At 61.0% G+C, this 19,394-nt stretch carries 16 protein-coding genes; 5 read left to right on the top strand and 11 right to left on the bottom strand.

What is annotated here, in order from left to right; translation table 11 throughout:
* Nucleotides 1-52: 52 nt before the first annotated feature.
* From C8J46_RS15310 to C8J46_RS15285, 6 genes are all read right to left on the bottom strand, one after another.
* Nucleotides 53-1,675, bottom strand: a complete 1,623-nt coding sequence (locus C8J46_RS15310; protein ID WP_132741066.1) for a family 20 glycosylhydrolase — start codon at nucleotides 1,673-1,675, stop codon at nucleotides 53-55.
* A 351-nt stretch (nucleotides 1,676-2,026) separates the two neighbouring features.
* The gene (locus C8J46_RS15305) at nucleotides 2,027-3,973 is read right to left on the bottom strand and encodes a S9 family peptidase (RefSeq protein ID WP_207894198.1); all 1,947 of its coding nucleotides are present in this window, start codon (nucleotides 3,971-3,973) and stop codon (nucleotides 2,027-2,029) included.
* Between the two features lie 25 nt (nucleotides 3,974-3,998).
* Entirely contained in the window at nucleotides 3,999-4,862 is an 864-nt protein-coding gene (locus C8J46_RS15300) for a hypothetical protein (RefSeq protein ID WP_132741064.1), read from the bottom strand.
* On the bottom strand, nucleotides 4,862-5,188 hold the full coding sequence (gene trxA, locus C8J46_RS15295) for a thioredoxin (RefSeq protein WP_132741062.1): 327 nt from the start codon (nucleotides 5,186-5,188) through the stop codon (nucleotides 4,862-4,864). Before trxA ends, C8J46_RS15300 begins: the two co-directional genes overlap by 1 nt.
* Nucleotides 5,185-6,978, bottom strand: coding sequence for an ABC transporter ATP-binding protein/permease (locus C8J46_RS15290; RefSeq protein WP_132741060.1), 1,794 nt, complete (start codon nucleotides 6,976-6,978; stop codon nucleotides 5,185-5,187). The genes trxA and C8J46_RS15290 overlap by 4 nt, the downstream gene beginning before the upstream one ends.
* Nucleotides 6,979-7,369: 391 nt before the next feature.
* The gene (locus C8J46_RS15285; protein ID WP_165886577.1) at nucleotides 7,370-7,945 is read right to left on the bottom strand and encodes a sigma-70 family RNA polymerase sigma factor; all 576 of its coding nucleotides are present in this window, start codon (nucleotides 7,943-7,945) and stop codon (nucleotides 7,370-7,372) included.
* Between the two features lie 290 nt (nucleotides 7,946-8,235).
* On the opposite strand from C8J46_RS15285, the gene C8J46_RS15280 reads away from it, so the two are divergent.
* The 4 genes from C8J46_RS15280 to C8J46_RS15265 all read left to right on the top strand — a co-directional run bounded on the left by C8J46_RS15280 (nucleotide 8,236) and on the right by C8J46_RS15265 (nucleotide 13,092).
* Nucleotides 8,236-8,781, top strand: a complete 546-nt coding sequence (locus C8J46_RS15280; protein ID WP_132741056.1) for a TetR/AcrR family transcriptional regulator — start codon at nucleotides 8,236-8,238, stop codon at nucleotides 8,779-8,781.
* Nucleotides 8,782-8,871: 90 nt separating this feature from the next.
* Nucleotides 8,872-10,056: an HlyD family secretion protein gene (locus C8J46_RS15275; protein ID WP_347812384.1), complete on the top strand. Its 1,185-nt coding sequence runs from the start codon at nucleotides 8,872-8,874 to the stop codon at nucleotides 10,054-10,056.
* 1 nt (nucleotide 10,057) lies between these two features.
* The gene (locus C8J46_RS15270) at nucleotides 10,058-11,626 is read left to right on the top strand and encodes an MDR family MFS transporter (RefSeq protein ID WP_243643429.1); all 1,569 of its coding nucleotides are present in this window, start codon (nucleotides 10,058-10,060) and stop codon (nucleotides 11,624-11,626) included.
* A complete protein-coding gene (locus C8J46_RS15265; RefSeq protein ID WP_132741054.1) occupies nucleotides 11,626-13,092 on the top strand; it encodes an efflux transporter outer membrane subunit in 1,467 nt (488 codons plus the stop codon). Before C8J46_RS15270 ends, C8J46_RS15265 begins: the two co-directional genes overlap by 1 nt.
* Nucleotides 13,093-13,267: 175 nt before the next feature.
* Here C8J46_RS15265 and C8J46_RS15260 read toward each other — a convergent pair whose 3' ends face one another.
* From C8J46_RS15260 to C8J46_RS15245, 4 genes are all read right to left on the bottom strand, one after another.
* Nucleotides 13,268-15,022 carry a tannase/feruloyl esterase family alpha/beta hydrolase gene (locus tag C8J46_RS15260; RefSeq protein WP_132741051.1) on the bottom strand — a complete coding sequence of 585 codons (1,755 nt, stop codon included), beginning with the start codon at nucleotides 15,020-15,022 and terminating at the stop codon, nucleotides 13,268-13,270.
* Between the two features lie 110 nt (nucleotides 15,023-15,132).
* Nucleotides 15,133-15,642 carry an SRPBCC domain-containing protein gene (locus tag C8J46_RS15255; protein WP_132741048.1) on the bottom strand — a complete coding sequence of 170 codons (510 nt, stop codon included), beginning with the start codon at nucleotides 15,640-15,642 and terminating at the stop codon, nucleotides 15,133-15,135.
* A 30-nt stretch (nucleotides 15,643-15,672) separates the two neighbouring features.
* The gene (locus C8J46_RS15250) at nucleotides 15,673-16,791 is read right to left on the bottom strand and encodes an NADH:flavin oxidoreductase/NADH oxidase (RefSeq protein ID WP_132741045.1); all 1,119 of its coding nucleotides are present in this window, start codon (nucleotides 16,789-16,791) and stop codon (nucleotides 15,673-15,675) included.
* Between the two features lie 39 nt (nucleotides 16,792-16,830).
* Nucleotides 16,831-17,331 carry a lactoylglutathione lyase family protein gene (locus tag C8J46_RS15245; protein WP_132741042.1) on the bottom strand — a complete coding sequence of 167 codons (501 nt, stop codon included), beginning with the start codon at nucleotides 17,329-17,331 and terminating at the stop codon, nucleotides 16,831-16,833.
* Nucleotides 17,332-17,410: 79 nt separating this feature from the next.
* Between C8J46_RS15245 and C8J46_RS15240 the strand changes: the two genes are divergently transcribed.
* Nucleotides 17,411-18,301 (top strand): LysR family transcriptional regulator, encoded by an 891-nt coding sequence (locus C8J46_RS15240; RefSeq protein ID WP_207894197.1) that lies wholly within the window; start codon nucleotides 17,411-17,413, stop codon nucleotides 18,299-18,301.
* A 721-nt stretch (nucleotides 18,302-19,022) separates the two neighbouring features.
* On the opposite strand, the gene C8J46_RS20890 is transcribed toward C8J46_RS15240, so the two are convergent.
* The gene (locus tag C8J46_RS20890; protein WP_165886576.1) at nucleotides 19,023-19,298 is read right to left on the bottom strand and encodes a hypothetical protein; all 276 of its coding nucleotides are present in this window, start codon (nucleotides 19,296-19,298) and stop codon (nucleotides 19,023-19,025) included.
* Nucleotides 19,299-19,394 lie beyond the last annotated feature (96 nt).

Here is a 19,394-nt window from a genome sequence, read left to right as displayed (position 1 = left end):
GTCGATGCCTTCCTCGACGATGACGGATGCACCGGTCTGGCTTTACAAACCGTTAACTGCGGCTTCTGTCGGTCGCGTGCTCAGAATTGCACATCGATCGCCAGTCCGGTTTCCCGGAGGCCAGGATCGAACGGCTGTCAATCCGGCGCGACAGTTGCTGCTGCGCACGGACGAACCCTACCCGATCGTACCCCGGCGGCGGTGTCGCGTTCCACGTCTTTTCCGCCAGCGCGAAGGTCGGCCCGAGTAGCGAGCGTTCGATTTCCTGCTCGCTGCTTGCCTCCGGTCGGTCGGCCCACACCGCCAGATGCGCGCCTAGGATAGACGGCGAGGATGCAATCGGCAGCTTCTCCCCTTCGAACAGCGTGACACTCCATTCGTCGAGCATCTTATCTCTGGTCGGGTGCGGGTACCAAGGGAAGGGTGGGTTGGCGAGAACATGGTACAGGTAGCGCGAATGCGCGTTGAGCAGTCGAAAGCCTTCCGTAATGTGCTGCTGCGGCGTCTTCAGCTTCCCGCCGAGATTTTCCCAATAGTCGATCTCGATCCTGCGATCGAGCGCTACGATGCCATCGCCTTGCATGCCGTCATTCCACGCACGGCACCGCTTGCCGTGCGCCGCCAAGCGGATTTGCATTGCATTCAGGTGCAGGCTCAGCGCGTCGTGCGCTGTCGCGCCCGGCCCGGAGGCAAGGGCCGCGTGCCGAACGAGTTGCGGGAAGAGAACGTCGAGCTCGTTCGTGCTGTGATCGGGTTTCTCCGTGAGCAGCACCTCGTCCCCGCCCAGATGCCATACTGGGCCGGGGAAGATCGGCAACAGTTCATCGATAAATCGGTCCAGTAGAGTGCGCGCGGCGGGCATCGACACGTCGATCGCGCGTCCGGTGCTGGACCCGTCGGCCGCGATAAGCGCCAGTTCCGGATACAGCCGAATGACGCTGGCTAGGTGTCCCGGTGCGTCTAGTTCGGGCACGAGCGTGACATGGTGGCGCTTTCCGTGCGCAACCAGCGATCGCAGGTCGTCGCGGCTTAAATGCAGCGGGGAGGCCAGTCGATGATCTATCGCGCTGGAGTAACCGAACCCTTCGTTGTCTGTCAGATGAAGGTGAAGCATGTTGAGCTTCAACCACCCCATGCGAACAATCAGCCGTTCTAGCCACTCGCGCGAATAATATTTGCGGCCGACGTCGACCATGACACCACGCTGCGGGCAGTCTGGCGCATCTTCGACCACCGCCACCGGTACCGAACCCGCCAGCATTAACCGCTGGAGTAGCGATCGCGTCGCGTAATAGACGCCCGCCGCGTCGCCGGCTTCGATACGTACCTGATCGTGCTCTATCGTGAGGCGATATGCTTCCGCTCCCCCGCCCAAGGTATGTCCGATCAGGATGTCGCCGCGGCGGGGGCCGCGCGCCACCACCTGCGGTCGGACGCGCGACAGACCGCAGGTGACAAGATCGTCTGCCAAACGCTGCGCTTCGGGCAACCACACCGCTGCCGTGACGATCCGTGTGGCGGTGGTCGGCCGCCAATTGTCGCGGCCAAGCATGCGCACCTGCTTGGGCTCCGGGATCGCAAATGCTGGCGCAGGCCCTGCGTTCCCCATCATCAGCAGCGTTGACGCTCCCGTCGCGCTCAGTAGGAAGTCGCGACGGTGTAGATCGAAGTTCATATGCCTCTTTCGAGCTAAGGATGGTACAGTATTAGTCGATGGAAATTCAAAAAGGGGCGGAAGGTGGAGACAGAAAACAACGCGCCAAAGCCGATTGGCAGCGTGAGTCCAACCTGGTGGTCGTCCGGGACCTTAGAATCGTGAACGACTTGCGGAAGGCCCCGCGGTCAATCAACGCCATCGCTGGAGTGTTACGGCCGCGCTGATGTCGAGAACGCCGACGCCCCATCACGTCGTTTAACGGGTTCTCTGCCATGATTTGTCCGGCAGCTTTGGCTGGTAAGCAGCGACGGCGGCATCGTGTAGACGCCGCCGTCGCTAGAGAGGTAAGGTGGACCCCCGACGCCCGACTTAGTCGCGCTCGGGCAACAGGGTTTCGAGCCACGCAGCGTCGCCGCGCAACTCGTATGTCGCCCCGGCAACCTCATCCGCCGCAACCGGTTCTAATCTTCCACCGAGATGACGGGCCAGAAATGCCTCGACGATGGCGTTGAACGAGACCTGATTCGGCGGGCGGTGGAAACCATGCCCCTCATCAGGGTAGACCACATAGGTCACCGGCACGCCGCGTTGTTCCATTGCCGCCACCATCTGATCCGATTCTGCTTGCTTGACGCGAGGGTCGTTCGCCCCTTGCCCGATTAGGAGCGGGCGGCGGATGTCACCGGCGCGGTGCATTGGCGACCGGTCGTAAAGCAGTGCTTTGCCTTTGTCCGTGCGTGGATCGCCGATCGCGCGGTACAGCTTAGCGCGTTCTGTCTCCCAGTAGGGCGGGATCGCCCCCAGAAGCGTTTCAAGGTTGGACGGGCCTACAATGTCGATACCACAGCAGTATTTGTCCGGGTTACGTGTCAAGGCCGCCAACGTAGCATAACCACCATAGCTGCCGCCCATGATCGCGATACGGTCTGGATCGGCAATCCCTGCGTCGACGGCCCAAGCGACCGCATCACTCAGATCATCGTCCATACGCGCACCCCATTCCAGGTCGCCAGCAGAAAGGAATGTTTTTCCGAGTCCGCTTGATCCGCGGAAGTTGACGTTAAGTACTGCGTAGCCCCGATTAGCGAGCCACTGATGCTCGCCGTTGAACCCAAATGTATCGCGCGTCCACGGACCGCCGTGAACGCTTAGCACTAACGGTTGCGGACCAAGGGTCCGAGGGGTCGCGCCGCCCGCGTCGCCGGTTGGAGGCAAGGTCAGGTAGCAGACCAGCGGCAACCCGTCGCGGGACGGTATGGTGACCGCATGCATCTGGGCGAGCGTTGCGCGGGCAAGGGCCGGGCGGGACTCATAGAGTTGCGTCAGCGTCCTTCCCTGCCGGTCGTACAAATAGGCCCGGCCGGGGCGTAAATCGGAATTTGCACCAATCGTCCACCAGCGGTTGTCGTTCGATTGGCTCATAATCGACCAGTCGCCAACGTCGGCTGCGTCGAGAAATTCGATATCGCTCCGGATAGCCTCGTCTAGCACGACATACTCATGGTGCTCATAGGTCACGGAGTAGGCGAGGGGCCGGTAGGTGTCGATATCAGCAATAAGCCCACCAATATCCGCACGGTCGTCCTGCGCCATCACAACCGGCTCGGCGTCATCTAGTGCAACCTGCATCAGAGCCGTCTTGTCGCGACCCCGGCTGTCCAGAAAATAAAGCGTTTTTCCGGCAGCATCGAGGTGCGATGGGCCGGAACTGCGAGCGTCCTCAGGTGAGAATGTCATCCAAGGTGACCATTCGTCACCATTTGGTCGGAGTATTTCCAGCGTCCCCGTCATCGTATTTTGAACTGCGATACGTGGCACGAACCAATCGTCACAGATGAAGAAGGCGAAGCCCGGGTTCTCGACCACGACGGTTGTCACGCCAGTGTCGAGGTCGATCCGAACAAGATCTGCGAAACTGGGATCGCGGGCGTTAGACGTCACCAAAATTTCGGTGGGTAGGTGACGGCTGATCGCCGCGATCCCACATTGCGCGTCCTCGAGCGGAGTAAGGTCGCGGGACGGTCCGCCGGTGACGGGCACGGCATAGACATGCCAGTTCTCGTCGCCGTCCCTATCCTTTGAAAAAAGCAGGTAACGGCTGTCGTAGCTCCAGCCGTAATTGTCGATGCCACGGTTCGTGTCGTCTGTTATTGGCATGGCGTTGTCAGGGCGATCTCGAGGCGCGATCCATAGATTCATTACGCCCGAGACCGGCGCTATCCAGCATAGCCATTCGCCATCAGGGCTGATGCCGGCACCGGACCGTTCGGGATTGCCGAAAATGTCTCGGCGCGGGATGAGAGGGGGCAGGGTCATGGTTTTCCTTTTGGAAAAGTGGTCTTCAGGAGCTTGGAACTGCGCGCATCAAGGCCAGCGCGTGCTTTCCAGCCGAGCGGATAGCGTCCGCGAACGCCGCGTTCTGGGCGAGTAGATCGACTTTGAATCGCGCAGACATTTCCGGCATCTCCTTCTCGAAAACGTCTGGAAAGTAATAGTTTTCGGGGTCTGCATCACGTTCGGCTTCTGTTTTGGCGTACAGGGTCTCCATGGCGCGGTAGATCTCGGCACGTTCTTCATCGCTCATCGGTGCTCTGGCCGCGGCGGCCGCTCCGGCGATGCCGGCGAGAATTCTGACACCTTCTGCGAGGATCGTCCGGGACGACAACGGAGACCACGCCAAGGTTTCGGCCAGCTTATTAAGGTCACGCTGCCGGTGGTCTCCCACCGCATCAGTCTTCGTCAGAGCCTCGTTCCGGACGCTTGACCATTCCGATCGACCGGGATTTTCCCCGGCAAACTGGCGTGCATGCATTTCGCGCACCATGCCAAGGCTACTCGGCGTGGCGCCGTCAAACGCCGACCTCCAGATTTTTTCGGCATGGTCGATTACCCAAAGAACCATCTCGCTCGGGACTTTGGTCAAATCAGCGCCGAGTTCGGGTGCCGCGATCCACGCCTGCGCAAACGCACTTGCTTCGGCGGGATCGTCGTGTGCCTCGATGCCCAGATTGCCAAGAAAAGCCAAGCTGCCCGGAATGCCCGTTCTGGTTTCGAAAGCTCTAGGATCGTCCTCCTCCACAACACACGCAAGCAGCGTTGCGCTCGTTACTTCCGTGCCGCCATGAAGCCCTCCGGCTTTAATGGCTGCCGTCACCGAAGCTATAACTGCGGCCTTCTGCGCGGCACCCTCTGGAAAAGCGCGCATCACAGATACTTTTCGATCATATTGGCGAGGCGGCTCTTCGAGAGAACTCCGGTGGATCGATTGACCTCAATACCATCCTTGTAGAAAATCAGCAGCGGAATACCTCGTACTCCTAAACGGTCGGCTGTTGTTTCGTTCGCGACGATGTCGAGCTTGACGATAGACACGTCATCTCCAAAGTCCTCGGCGATGTCGTCTAGTACTGGGGCCAGCGCCTTGCATGGTCCGCACCAATCAGCCCAGAAATCTACGAGCACGAGCTTGCTGTCGCTCTTGATCAAGTCGTCGAACGTTTCATCGGTCGCCTGCGTAGTCAGGTTACTCATCGTGTATTATCCTCATTGGAAGAAAGTTTGATCACGTCGGGCAGCACGCGCGTAAGCCCCGCCCCGTCGACGATCTCGAGCTGACGACTGTGATAGGTGTCTAGGTTCCGGTCGTGGACGACACTCACCAGCGTCAGTTCCGGGAAGACACCCAGCAGTGTTTGATAGGCGTGATGTGCGTTGTCGCCGTCGAGCGCACTGGTCGCTTCGTCGAGAAACAGGGTGTTGGGCTGCTGAAGCACGACCCGTGCGAACGCGAGGCGCTGCTGTTCACCAGGGGAGAGCCGATCTTGCCAGACCATTTCCACATCGAGGTCTTCGATCAACGCGCCCAGGCGGAACATGGATAGCGCATTGCGGCATTCGTCATCTGTGAAGACACTTTGCTCGCCCGGAAAACATAACGCTTCTTTTAGCGTTCCAATCGGCAGGAAGGGGCGCTGCGACACGAACATCGTGTGGCCCGTGGCCGGGACGGACACGTCGCCGGCACCATATGGCCAAATTCCTGCGACGGCTCGCAGCAACGTACTCTTTCCTACGCCAGACGGACCCCGGATGCTCCAGCGCTCGCCGACCCTTACGGTCCAGTCGCCAATCGTGGCGAGTTGGACCCCAGCGGGCGTTTTGAGCCGAAGGCCTGTTGCCTTGAGGCCACCTGCTGGATCTGCCCGAACGGAGATCCCGCTCAAGGTCGGCGAGGCAATTGCCCAATCAAGATCGTGTATGCGCGCAATGACCGCGACGAGCGTGGCGATAGTTGTGTATGCCTGGACGAAGTAGGAAAGGGCGCTGTTGAATTGCCCGAACGCGGTGCGATTTTGCATCACCGTACCCAGCGTCATCTGACCGGAGAAATATTTTGGCATGAGCAGAAAGACTGGCAGTATCCCACCGACGCTGCCGTACAGGCCACCGACCGAAGTCACATATTGCTGACGAATAAGTAATCCGCGGTAATTGGTGAAGATCCGGGCAAAATCGAGCCGTAGTTTCCGCCACTCGCTAGCTATAGTCCGGGCAAATGCGATCTGTTCGGCATTTCTACGGATGTTGATGAGGCGAAATCGAAAATTGGCAGCGAGGTGCTGCTGTTCGATCGTCCAGCGCACCAGATGCTTGCCGACGAACGTGATGAACCAGCTGCCAGCGACGGCGTACAAGATGCCGTATATTACCAGGTCGCCAGGAATCGAAAACTGATAGCCCGCCAGTGCGAAAACGATCGGCTGCGACGCTTGAAGCAAGATCGCGCCGAACGTTATGACACTCATCACCACCGAAATGACGCTCAACACCATTTCTAGCGCTTCGCTGGTGAAAATGTCGATATCTTCAGCGACGCGCTGGTCAGGGTTGTCGACTACACCTGTCCTCTCGATGTCCAGGTAACTGTCATGACGGAGCCACCGCTCCATATAGTCGGCGGTCAGCCATGAGCGCCACCGCATCTTCAGCATGCCGCCTAAATAGGCTTGCACGATGCCGAAGCCGACGGTTGCTAGCGAGATACCGATGAACTGGATCACAAGTGGCCCCAGGGCTGCCACGCGACGCGCTTCGAGCGAGTCAAATAACGCTTTTTCCCAGTTGGCCATCCATACGAAGCTGCTGACGGATGCGTACTGGATGCCGATCAGCACCGCGAACATCGGCCAGGCAATCTTTGCTTGGTTTGAAACCCAGAAAGCGCTTACCAATCTCCAGAAGTGTCGCCAGCGCCGGGAGCGCTCGCCAGCTGCGACTATCTCTCCCTCGGCGCTTGGCCGCCACAAGGTGTTCCCTGTCATCTCGACCGACCTTCTGTACCCGACCCGACGATAATCATCTGAAGAACCGGTAGGTCAGCGTCGCAGTCACGGTTCGGGGCTGAAGATAGGCGACGTAGCTCGGACTGTTCGACACGGCATTGAGCTTCCGATTCGTGATGGTGGCAGTACATGTCTTTAGGTGCGGGGTTATACATCAATACGTCTTCGCTATTTGCAACTAGGTGTGCGGGGTGAGCATTTGGGGTTGATATGCTCAGCACAAATACTTTCTCAAATACATCGAAACCAAAATCTTGTAGTTATAGAAGTAGGTGTATTAGAGTCTAGGGATTAGGCTGTGAAAATCAGAGCCAATAGCTTATTGTGTAAATTGGTTGAAAGCATAAAATGTGGGCATAGTTCTACAATCTTATCCGATGAGAAGGCTACCAGATGTGCCCTTTATCTGAGGCTTCCTCGCCGATCTTTGTTGTTTATTTGCTGATGAGGTGGGCGCTTTTGCCGAAATTGCGGATCCAGAATATTGTGTAGTCATAAGCAATTTCAGGGCAGTCCGTGCCCGTGAAACTCTGCTCTTTATCGTTCCTGCCGGCGCACCAATGCGTTTCGCAATTTCCTCGGTAGTAAGGCCGCCGAACGTCATCATGTGGAGAGCCTGCCGCTGATCCTCCGGTAGCATCGCCATCGCGGTTTCCACCTTCGTCAGATCGATGGCGCTCTCCTGATTACCAGTGATGGCAATGATCCGTTCCGCTGCGACCTCATCGTAGTCACCGTGGAACCGGTCGCGTCGACGCGCGCTCAGGAACAGGTTGCGTAGGATCGTGAAGGTCCACGCCTTCATGCTGGTATCTGCGACGAACTGCGCTTGTGCTTTCCAGGCGCGCAACAGCGTATCCTGAACCAGATCTTCGGCAAAGTCCGGATTGTGTACGAGCGAACGGGCGTAGCGCTGCAAACGAGGGCGAAGCGCTAGTAGAGACACTGCGAAGGCCGCTCCATCAGGTGATGACTGTTCGTTTCCAGTTCTAGATCTCGAATCAAACCGCGGAGAAGTTTGCGTCAAAGAGCTTTGCATATCGGTCCCTCGGTCCGCTACGGACGATCTATGGTGACGAACTCCTAACCGGACAATGTGTCCGGTATGTGGTCGGCACAAACCATGCGGTGGGAAATAGTTCCACCGGGGGCGGATCCTGGAGCGCTACATGAGGTACGTGAGCTTGATGACATTCGTGGCGGAGACGACCGTTCTGAACCATCAGGCGGTATTTGATGCGCCGTGACGCCAAGCTGCGGCGCGATGCGCTGATCGCGGCGGCAGCGGAAAGCTTTGCCGAACGCGGCTACGGCGTTCCACTTGAGGAGATCGCCGCCCGTGCTGGCGTCGGGCGTGGTACGCTGTATCGCAATTTTCGGGATCGTGAGACGCTCGCGCTTGCGATTTTCGAAGGCGAGGTCGACCGCGTCGAGAAGGCCGTGGCACACGAACAGGATTTGCGACAGTCTTTGATCGATCTCGTGCTGGCCGGCACTCGCGGCACGGCGTTGTTCGCCCGGATCGCTGCAGATATCGTCGCCGATACCGAGAACATGGCAGCGTTCGAGGCGCTGGGTGAGCGGCTAGCGCGCGTGCTGGATCCCGTGGCGACGCGGGCGCGGGCAAATGGTGATGTGCGAGCCGATATCGACGGTGAGAAGCTCGGGCTTGCACTGCGCATGGTGAGTGGCTTGTTTCATGACCTCCACGAGGGTCCGGCGGGGCAGCGCAAGCTTGAGGATGCGCTGGACCTCGTGTTCGACGGTCTGCGCCCGCGATAACTACAAACCGGACATCTTGTCCGGATAGCGGAGTCGTTCTATGGGGCCGCCGACACGTTCGGCTGAGCCGGACAAGCGACGAGGCGGACCGTGACCCAGGATGAAGAAGCGCATCGCGAACAGGACGCGATGGACAATGCCGACGACGCCCAAACGCGGGATGGAAAGCCCGCCAAGAAACGCTTGAGCTTGCGCGCGAAAATCATCTTGGTCGTGCTAAGCTTGGCAGCCGTCGCCGCTGTCGCCGTCTGGTATGTTCGGCACGAAACGCGAGGGAAATACCTGCAGGAAACCAACGATGCGCAGGTCGCCGTAGATATGGTGACGGTTTCGCCGCGGGTCGCGGGGTACGTTGCCGAGGTGCTTGTCCGCGACCATCAGGACGTTCGCGCAGGACAGCCGCTCGCCCGGATCGACCCCCGCAATTCCCAAGCGCAGGCGGCACAGGCCAACGCGCAGATCGCCGTCGCCGCGGCACAGGCGGACAACGCACAAGCCCAGATCCAGGAACAATATGCGACGATCGAGCAGGCGCGAGCGCAACTCGCCTCCGCCCGCGCAAAGGCTGCGTATGACGCGGGAGAAGTTGCGCGCTATCGCCCGCTGGCGGCATCCGGTGCCGAGACCAAGCAGCAACTTGCGCAACTGGAGGCGGCTGCGCGGCAATCTGCGGAGGACGTGCGGTCACAGGCCGCGGCGCTGACAATGCAACAACGCCGCATTGCGTCGTTCCAGTCGCAAGTCCGTCAGGGGGTGGCACAGGGACAGGCGGCACGCGCGCAACTTGCCTCCGCTAACGTCGATGTCCGCGCGACGCTGATCCGCGCAGCCACGGCAGGCCGGATCGGCGACAAGACCGTTACGGTTGGGCAATATGTCCAGGCGGGAACGCGGCTGATGTCGATAGTGCCGCTCGACCGGATATATATCACGGCCAATTTTAAGGAGACCCAGCTTGCTCTGATGCGGCCGGGCCAGCCGGCGTCGATCGACGTCGACGCGCTCGACGGGATCGCGCTGAAGGGCCACGTGGAAAGCGTTTCCCCGGGCACTGGCGCCCAATTCTCACTGTTGCCGCCGCAGAACGCGACCGGTAATTTCACCAAGATCACGCAGCGCGTGCCGGTGCGCATCTCAATCGAGACGACGCCCGCGGCACGACAACTGCTCGTACCTGGCCTGTCGGTCGTCGTGACGGTCGATACGATCGGTGCCAAGGGCGAACTCGACCGTATTCGCGATCAGCAGAAGCACGTCAACCGCGAGGGTCGCTGACGTGGCCGGCGGCGCGTCTTACGCAACAGGTGCGGCGTCGCGGTCGGACGAGCGTGCAGATGCATCGGCATGGCTTGCTGTCGCGGCGGGTACGCTCGGCGCGTTCATGGCGACGCTCGACATTTCGATCGTCAATTCGTCGCTGCCGACGATTCAAGGCGAGATCGGCGCGAGCGGTACCGAGGGAACGTGGATCGCCACCGCCTATCTGGTGTCGGAGATCATCATCATTCCGATGGCTGCGTGGCTGGAGCGGATGCTCGGCCTGCGCACGTTCCTCTTGATCGCCGCCGGTCTGTTCACAGCCTTTTCGGTCGTCTGTGGGGTATCCACGACGCTTGGCATGATGGTGTTCGGGCGGGTCGGGCAAGGGTTCACCGGCGGTGCTATGATCCCGACTGCGCAGGTCATAATCGCCCAGCGCCTGCCGCGCGCGCAACAGCCGGTAGGCATCGCGGCGTTCGGTGCGACCGCGATTCTGGGGCCGGTGCTGGGGCCGCTGATTGGCGGCTGGCTGACCGAGAACGTCAGCTGGCATTATGCCTTTTTCATCAACGTGCCGATCTGTGCCGTACTCGTCACTCTTCTCTTGCTCGGCTTGCCGCACGAGAAGCCCAAGCTGCATCTGTTCGGGCAGGCGGACTGGAAGGGTATTGCTGGCCTCGCGCTCGGGCTGGGCGGCCTCACCGTGTTCCTCGAAGACGGTCAGCGTGAGCAATGGTTCGATTCCAACCTTATCCGGGTTATGTTCGCGACGATGCTGGTCGGTTTTGCACTGCTGTTCTGGGGACAGGCGACCGCGAGGCGCCCGATCATCAAGCTGAAGCTGCTGCTCGACCGGCAATTCGGATCCGTCGCATTGATGGGCGTCGTGCTCGGCGTTGTCCTGTACGGCACTGCCTACGCCATCCCTCAATTCCTCTCATCGATCGCCGACTATAACGCGCTCCAATCGGGTAAGGTCGTGTTGCTGTCGGGCGTGCCCAGCCTCTTCATGATGGCGATCGTCCCGTTGATGCTACGGCGAGTCGACATTCGCCTGGCGGTTGCCGCTGGGCTCGCGATCATGGGCATCTCCGCGCTGATGGATGCGAACCTCAGCCAGGCCTCGGCCGGCGGTGACTTCACGGTCAGCCAGTTGATGCGCGGCGTCGGGCAGATACTCGGCATGCTGTTCCTCAGCCAGGCGGTGGTGCGATCGGTGCCGCCCGACGATGCCGGCGACGCATCCGGGCTGTTTAATGCGATGCGCAACCTGGGCGGCAGCTTCGCGCTTGCAGGCATTTCGATCTTGCAGGATCAGCGGATGTGGTTGCATTCGCGCCGGATCGAGGAATCACTGAACGCTAACAGCGTGGCGGTGCAGACTTCCGTCGAGGGGTTGTCACGCGAATTCGGCGGCGTGCCGACAGCGCTCCGGGTCATCAGCCAGCAGATTCAGGGGCAGGCGCTGGTGATGACCTATAACGATATCTTCTGGATCATGGGCGTCGGCACGTTGGCCGTGTTGCCGCTCGTGCTGTTCCTTAAGCCGCTGCCAAAGGACGCCGAACCGGCGATGGTGCACTGATGCGATTTTACGTTGCTCTCCTCGTGTCTGCAGCGCTGGCGGGCTGTATGGTCGGCCCAGACTATAAGGCCCCCCCCGCCGTTGCGGCGGATGCGGCGACACGCGGAACCTTTGTCCGCGCCCGCGATACGGCCCTAGTCCCGGCACCGGGTCTTGCGCGCTGGTGGGAGATGCTTGCTGATCCGACGCTGACCGCGCTGGTCGACGACGCTCTGGCGCACAGTCCCTCAATCGACGAAGCCGCTGCTCGCATCCGGTCCGCACAGGCGCAACTGACTCAGCAACGCACGTCGCAATTGCCCAGCGTCAGCGCGAACGCGACTTATATCCACGCAAAACTTCCTGGCGTCGGTATTGGCCAGACCACCACGACCGATACCGGCAGTTCGGACGCTACCGCGTTCGGCGGATCAAGTAGCGTCGATTTCTACAATCTCGGCCTCAACGCGTCCTGGGAACTAGATATGTTCGGCGGCACCCGGCGCCGCGTTGAGCAGTCGCGCGCGACGATCGATGCCCGTATCGCCGATCTGGCTGACGCTCAGGTCTCGCTGTCGGCGCAGGTCGCCCAGGCCTATGTCAATCTGCGCGACGTCCAAGCGCGGATCCGCCTCAACGTCGCAGCGACCGCCTTGCAGAAACGTCAGGTGGCCTTGGCGCAGCAGCGCTACAACGGCGGCACGGCATCACTGCTCGACGTCGACCGGTTGCGGAGTCAGCTGGAAAGCACGCAGGCCGACGCGATCCCGCTCGGCAGCCAGCGCGACGAGTATCTGAACCAGATGGCGGTGCTTACCGGCCGCACACCAGGCGCGCTCGACGCGACGCTCTCCACGGTAGTGGCCGTTCCACTGCCGCCGGCGCGGGTTACGATCGGCGATCCGGCCGCATTGATTGCCAACAGGCCTGACGTTCGCTCAGTCGAGCGCCAGCTTGCGGCGAGCACCGCTGCGGTCGGTGTGAACAAGGCGAAAGAACTCCCAGGTATTCGCTTCCTTGGTATTCTCGGGCTTGGGGGTACCAGCCCGGGGGACGTGTTGGACACCGGCAACCTGACCACGCTGCTTGCACCATCGCTGAGCTGGTCGTTCCTTGATTTCGGCAAGAACCGGGCCGCGACCAACGCGTCGAAGGCGGACCGCGATGGCGCCGAGGCGACTTATCGCCGGACCGTGCTGGCAGCGCTGCAGGATGCCGAGAACGCGCTTTCCCGCTTTGGCAATACGCGCGCGCAACTAGGGCAATTAGGTCGTGTCGAGGCAACGGCCATGCGTTCGGTGGCGCTCAATGCCCAGCGAGTGGAGGCAGGTACGAGCTCGACGAGCGACCAACTCGACATCGAACGCCAACGTCTGTCGGCTTCGATCGCCGCCGAACAGGCCCGCGCGCAACTTACGCTTAGCTATATCGCCGTGAATAAGGCGCTGGGCCTTGGGTGGTCGACCGTGACCGATCGAAGGCGCTGACCTAGCGGGGCATTTATGCTTTCACGCGCAACAGTCGACACCGCATGAATGTCTGATATCGGGAGGCGGGTACGGGTTGCGCAATGACGACCTCCGGGTTCTACTGGAAGAAGCAGAGCTAGTCGCATCGTCGTCTAAGTCTCTTTCGAGCGTCCGTGGTATATGATCCCTTTTATCAGCGGTCGGCGACGAGCGCATTATCGCGAACGCTGTAAGCGCGCTGAAACCCCGGTCGAAACAGGTCGGCACCGTACCAGTCGATCACGGGCTGTTCGATGACGACGCTTTTCCCCGCAACGCTATCGCTGCTTCCCGGGCGTGGAATGGCGGGGAAGGGGTAGATCGAGCGTCTGGCCAGGACGGTGGTCGCAGGGCTGGGGAGCGGTAACTGCTTTCCCGACTGGTCGGCCCCCGGCAACCCGCCCCGGGGACCTTTGGCAAGGTCGGCCACTTTGTCGGCGGTCAGCTGCGCCGGCGCATGACCAGCTTCGACCCATGCCATCAGCGGAGTCAGCGTATCGACCTGCGCAAAGCCGTCACCACCGCCGCAATGGCCCGTGCCGGGAAGCATGAACAATCGCAGCGTGGCATCTGCGGACTGCGCGCCCATCAATTGCTGCACCGCTTTGTAATACGCTATCGATGTCATCGGGGAAATCGAGGTGTCCGACCAGCCATGCCACAAGATCACCCGCCCACCGTGCTGCGCGAAGGGACGCAGATCCGGATTGGTGGCATCGTTCAGTCCGTGCAGCTTCGTCACCTCAGCAAAGGTCCTGGCATCGAACGAGAAGTCGTCGACCATTGCATTGGGGGCAGGCGATTGCGGGAAGATCATGTAGCGCCGCATCGCTGCGCCCAGCATCGCGCTCATCGACCGATCGGTGGCATTGGCAGGAATAAAGTCCCATTGCAGCTCGGACCCGGGCTGCGGACCGCCAACGAGAAAGCTGCGACCATCCGGCGCGCGTGGGCCGTCATAGATGCGACGGACGATCGCCGCTTCGCGCGCGGTCAGGCAGGCATCGGTAGCAGTGGCGCCGGGCTTGCAGGCAACCCAATCGGTATCCACCCGGCAGGCGCGGGGATCCGACAGCAGCCCGTCCTTCAGCCCATCCATCGCGTCGCAATGCGCCAGCACCGCAGTATGAAGCACCGGTATCTTGGCGGCGAGCAGGATTGGCTTGCCCGCCGCGTCGAGGTTCGCCGACGCCATCCATGCATGGTAGAAGCTGTTTTGTACCTGGAAGTTCATTGCAGGCGCGCCTGCGGACACGCCGTCGAAATCGTCGGGGTAACGCTGCGCTTCCATCAATCCTTCGCGCCCGCCGTCCGAGCAACCGGTGAAGTAGGCGTAGCGTTGCTGTCGGCCGTAGAAGGCGCGGATGAGCGACTTCGCGACGAGCGCCGTGACGTGGTTGCCGCGGTAGGCGAAATCGATGCGCTTCTCAGGATCGGTCGCGAAGCTGCCCATTGGGCCGCCCTCCGGTACTTTTGCGCCCATGTCGTTGGCGGCGACGACGAATTCGCCGTTCAGCGCAGGCGCGCAGCCGCTGGCGTTGTCGATCGCGACGTTGACGTTCCCGCAAAGGCCGCCGCAGCCGACCTGTACATAGCGCTGCGTCCATTTGGTCAGCGGCAAATGAACCTGAAAATTGATCGTCGAGCTGGGCGCTGGGGCGATCGTGCCGCGGACTTCGCAGAATTGTCCGGCGGTGGTGGTGGTAACGGTTGCGGCGGCAATCGTTACCTTGCCCGTATCCATGGTCGACACATTCAAATTGGCCAGCGATGCGCAGCTGCGTTGGGCGGGCACCGCGGCGAGCGACGTGGTAGTTCGTGCCACGACAGGCTGCGCCCCTGCGACAAGCGCGAACGTCGCCGCTGCTGCGCCCAACGCCCGTAGCGTCACATGCATGCGCCTGACCATCTCTCGTTCCTCGATACTTCGTTATGCAGCGCTGGTATCCGACGCGACGTGCCCATCAAGCTCGCATCTGTGCCAGGAAGCATTCCGATGCCGATACTTTTCTGACAGGCTCAGCCGGTGACGCCGCGAACCGCGGCGACCAGTCCGACAAGCCAGTCCTGGTGGCCGTTGATCATCGGGTTGGGGTTCGCCTTTGCGAGTTCCTTTGCCGGCGCACCGTTCTGGGTCTCCTGCGTCAGGATACGCACGCGGCCACCCGACAGGTCCTCGATCAGCCAGGCATGGTGGACGTCGAGGCGATCCGCGCCTTCGCCGGACCAGCCGTGCCAGGCCACGCGTGCGGGCTGGCCGACGACCGGCGCGACATGCTCGACGACCTGCGCTTCGACTGGAAAGCCGAAGGTCGAGAAGAAGAAGCGTACGTCCGCCTCGAGCTCGGGGCCCTTGCCGTCGTGGAACCGCACATCGGCCGAGTTCGGATAATAGGTCGGCCAGCGCGTCGGGATGTTGAGGAACGGCCAGATCTCGGCCGCGGTAAGGCCGGTAACGATCATCTCGTTGGAGCAAAAGTTGTCGGTGAAGCCGGGCACGTAGCCCGCCGGCCAGATGATATCGCTCATGCGTTTTGTCCTTGGTCTCGTTGAATGGGATTAATCGATCGGGTCGCCGTTTTGCGGTCCCGGATAGCGTGCCAGCCAATAGGCGTATTGATCGGGCAACACCGACGACGCCTTCGGCACCCCCAGTTCGCGCGCGGCGCGGAACGGATAATGCGGATCGGCGAGATGAGCGCGCGCCATCATCGGTACGTCGAGCTGACCATCGACGATCGACCGCTCTGCGTCGGCGGGGATGTCCATGCCCCATGCCGTGCCGACCGGCAGCCCGGTTTCGGCACGGACGCGCGCGGCGATCGGCGCCATGAAAGCAGGGCCCCACGGAATGTTCGCATCGGGTGTCGAGAATCCCATGCTGACGCTCAGGAAATCGAGGCCGTTATCCTTGAACCGACGGACCAGGGCGATCGCTTCGGCGATCGTCTCCTCGTCGCGGCCGTCGAACTCGAGCACGCCGAACCGCGCGGTGAGCGGCAGGTTTTCCGGCCACACCGCGCGCACCGCCTGCAATGTCTCGAGGAGGAAGCGGCCGCGGTTCTCCGCGCTGCCGCCATATTGGTCGGTGCGCGTATTGGCGTGGACGGAGAAAAAGCTCTGCGCGAGATAGCCATGCGCGAAATGCAGTTCGAGCCATTCGAACCCGGCGTCGCGCGCGCGCTCGGCCGCGGACACGAAGTCCGCCTTTACGCGCGCGATATCGTCGAGCGACATCTCGGTCGGGACCTTCGGCAAGCCACCCCCGAACGCGATCGCGGATGGCGAAATCGTCTGCCAGCCGCCAGGAGCGTCGTTCGCGATATGGTCGTCGCCTTCCCAGGGCTTGTTGGCGCTCGCCTTGCGGCCGGCATGACCGATCTGGATGCCCGCGACCGCGCCCGCCGTCTTCATCGCCCTGGCAATCGCCGCCATGCCCGGCACCTGGTCGTCGTTCCACAACCCTGTGCAACCAGGCGTGATCCGCCCCTCCGGCGACACCGCGGTAGCCTCGACGATCACCAGCCCCGCGCCGCCCCGCGCCATGCCGGTGTAGTGCGCGAGGTGCCAGTCGGTGGTGACGCCGTCGACGGCGCTATACTGGCACATGGGCGGAATGCCGATGCGGTTGCGAAGGGTGACGTCCTTCAGCGTGAAGGGCGTGAAAAGCGCTGCCATGGAACGTCTCTCTTGTACGGGAAGCGGGCGGGCCGCCGGTCAGGAATAGGCACCGGCCGAGTAGGTCAGCTCGTAGCTATGGCTGTACAGTTCGAGGATGTTGCCGAACGGATCCTCCATATAGACCATCCGGAACGGCTTCTCGCCGGGGAAGTATTCGCGCACCGGCATCCGCTGCTTGCCGCCCGCCGCGACGATTTTGGCGGCGAGACCTTCGACGTCGGGGTCCTGCACGCAGAAGTGAAAGATGCCCGATTTCCAATATTCGAAATTATTCTCGCGCTTTTCCGCATTCCGGAACTCGAACATCTCCACGCCGACGCGGTCGCCCGTCGAGAGATGCGCGATCCTGAACGATCCCCAGCCTGCGCCGAACACATCGGTGCACATCACGCCGATCGCGCTGTCGTCCTCGGCAACCGTCGTCGGCGGCATGATCAGATACCAGCCGAGCACGTCGGTGTAGAACGTCACGGCCTGGTCGAGATCGGTGACCGACAGGCCGATATGCGAAAAACTGCGGGGGTAGGGGGCGACCATCACGTGTCCTCTTGCTGTCCGAACCAGATGGAGGCGGCCGATTATTAGCGAAACCAGCGTGTCCTTATGGCATCGATAAATGATGGTTATGCTGAACCCGCTCTGGATCCGTAGTGCCGTGGCGCTGGCCGAGGCCGGCAGCTTCACGCGCGCCGCTGCGGTCCTCGATCTGACGCAGGCTGCGGTCAGCCAGCATGTCGGGCAGCTCGAAACCCGGCTCGGTGCCATCGTGATCCGTCGCTCGCGTCGGCTCGAGTGGACGCCTGCCGGCCTCGCGCTGCTCGAGTATGCGCGCGAACTGGAAGCCGCGGACAAGCGGCTGGCGGCGCGGTTGGCGGATACCGATGCGTTGCGCGGCGCGCTAGACCTCGTCACGCCGGGTAGCGTAGGATTGCTGCTCTATCCGCTGCTACTCGATCTGCAACGCGCCGAGCCCGGTCTGGTAATCTGCCATCGTTTCGCGCCGGACAGCGAGGTCATCGATGCCGTCGCGTCAAACCGTTCCGAGCTGGGTATTGCCACCACGCGTAGCGAAGACCCGCGCCTGACGGCGATGCCGTTCCTCGAAGAACCGCTCGAACTCATCGTTCCCGCAGGCGAGACGGTTCGCGACTGGCACGATCTGGAGCGGATCGGGTTCATTGATCACCCGGACGGCCAGGCGATGGCGACCCGTCTGCTGTCGCGGCGGTTCGACGGCAATCCGGGCGTGCGCCGCTTGCCCGTGCGCGGCTTCAGCAACCAGATAAGTCTGATCCTCGAGCCGGTCGCGCGCGGATTGGGCTTCACCGTACTCCCGCGTTACGCCCGTCAGGCGTTCGACAAGGCGACGCACATCCGTGTCGTTGAAGGTGTCGCGGTCGTGGACACGCTGTGGTTGATCCACCGATCCGAATGGCCGCTGTCGGCGCGGGCCGGCCATGTTCTACGCCATCTAAGATATATGATAACAAGCTTGCGCGGCGAGTAGCGCCTTTCTGCGTGACTATAGATCGTCGCGCCACCCATTGGCCTCTAGCTATCCTAACAACCCGTTGTACATGTCGATATCGAAAAATCAGAGCATATTGAGCCGTGTCCGACCTATCTCGACGGCTCCTACGATTTCAATATCCAACCGGATGGCGAATATCTATACGCTTTTCAAGGAGCACGGTTCCATGAGGAGGGTAGCCTAGGCAAAACGGCAACGTCTCGCGTTCGCCAAGCTCTGGGCCACGCAGATTCCCCAAATCAAGAGATGCCCGCGCGGACAAAACGGGCGGTGGGTAGGTTTCGTGGGAAAGTCGACGCGCGTCTGGTCGATTGATTTTGAGCCGTCCATCGGACGCGGCGTTGGGCGTGCCGACTAGGCTTCCGATCACGAGCGATTGCTGATCGGTCCAGTGTTGTCGTCAAACCAAGGACGTGGCCGCAGGCCCGCGGTCGATGGCCGCCCATATCTCGCACGGATGGTTTAGTCGCCTTTGGTTCATCCTACCTATTCAGTTAGTGTAACAAATACAGATAAACCGAAACATAACGATCTTTCGTGGCGTCCTGATACTGCGGTAAATAAGAAATCTCCATTGGTCCAAGCGTTCTAATATTATTCGACTCATATAATCAGAAGGCGAGGGAGCTTAATCGGGGTGAACTCAAGAACCCGGGGCCACGAAGCGGTGGTTCTTGAGTGGAAGCAATCCGGGTCGTTAGTATCCTGGGCGAGGGGTTCGATTCCTGTCGTTTGTATTCTCTACGAAGGTTAGTGATTGCCGGGCCTCTTCGATTGCAGCTACCTGCTGTGCAAAGTCAGTGGCCGCTCGTGCGAGCTCAAGGTAGTGCTCGATCGCTACCATCGCATTACGCAAATTAGATGCGTCTTTTGGTGAGAGGTAGGGAAGAAGCGCGATCGCATGAGGTCGAGCATTCTCGTAATCTTGCGTTGCTTTTTCTACCGCAACGTGAGCGTTATAGGCATTCTGCATAGGGCTCAGGTTAGGGTCTGCGCAAGCGCTCATCTTGTGAGCGCTATACATGCATTCAGAATCTTTAATTTACGCATAAGTGACTGCCGATATGTT

Source organism: Sphingomonas sp. PP-F2F-A104-K0414 (genome assembly GCF_004340945.1).
GTDB lineage: Bacteria > Pseudomonadota > Alphaproteobacteria > Sphingomonadales > Sphingomonadaceae > Sphingomonas.
The sequence above is the reverse complement of the archived record's forward strand: the minus strand, read 5'-3'. Positions and strand labels throughout refer to the sequence as shown.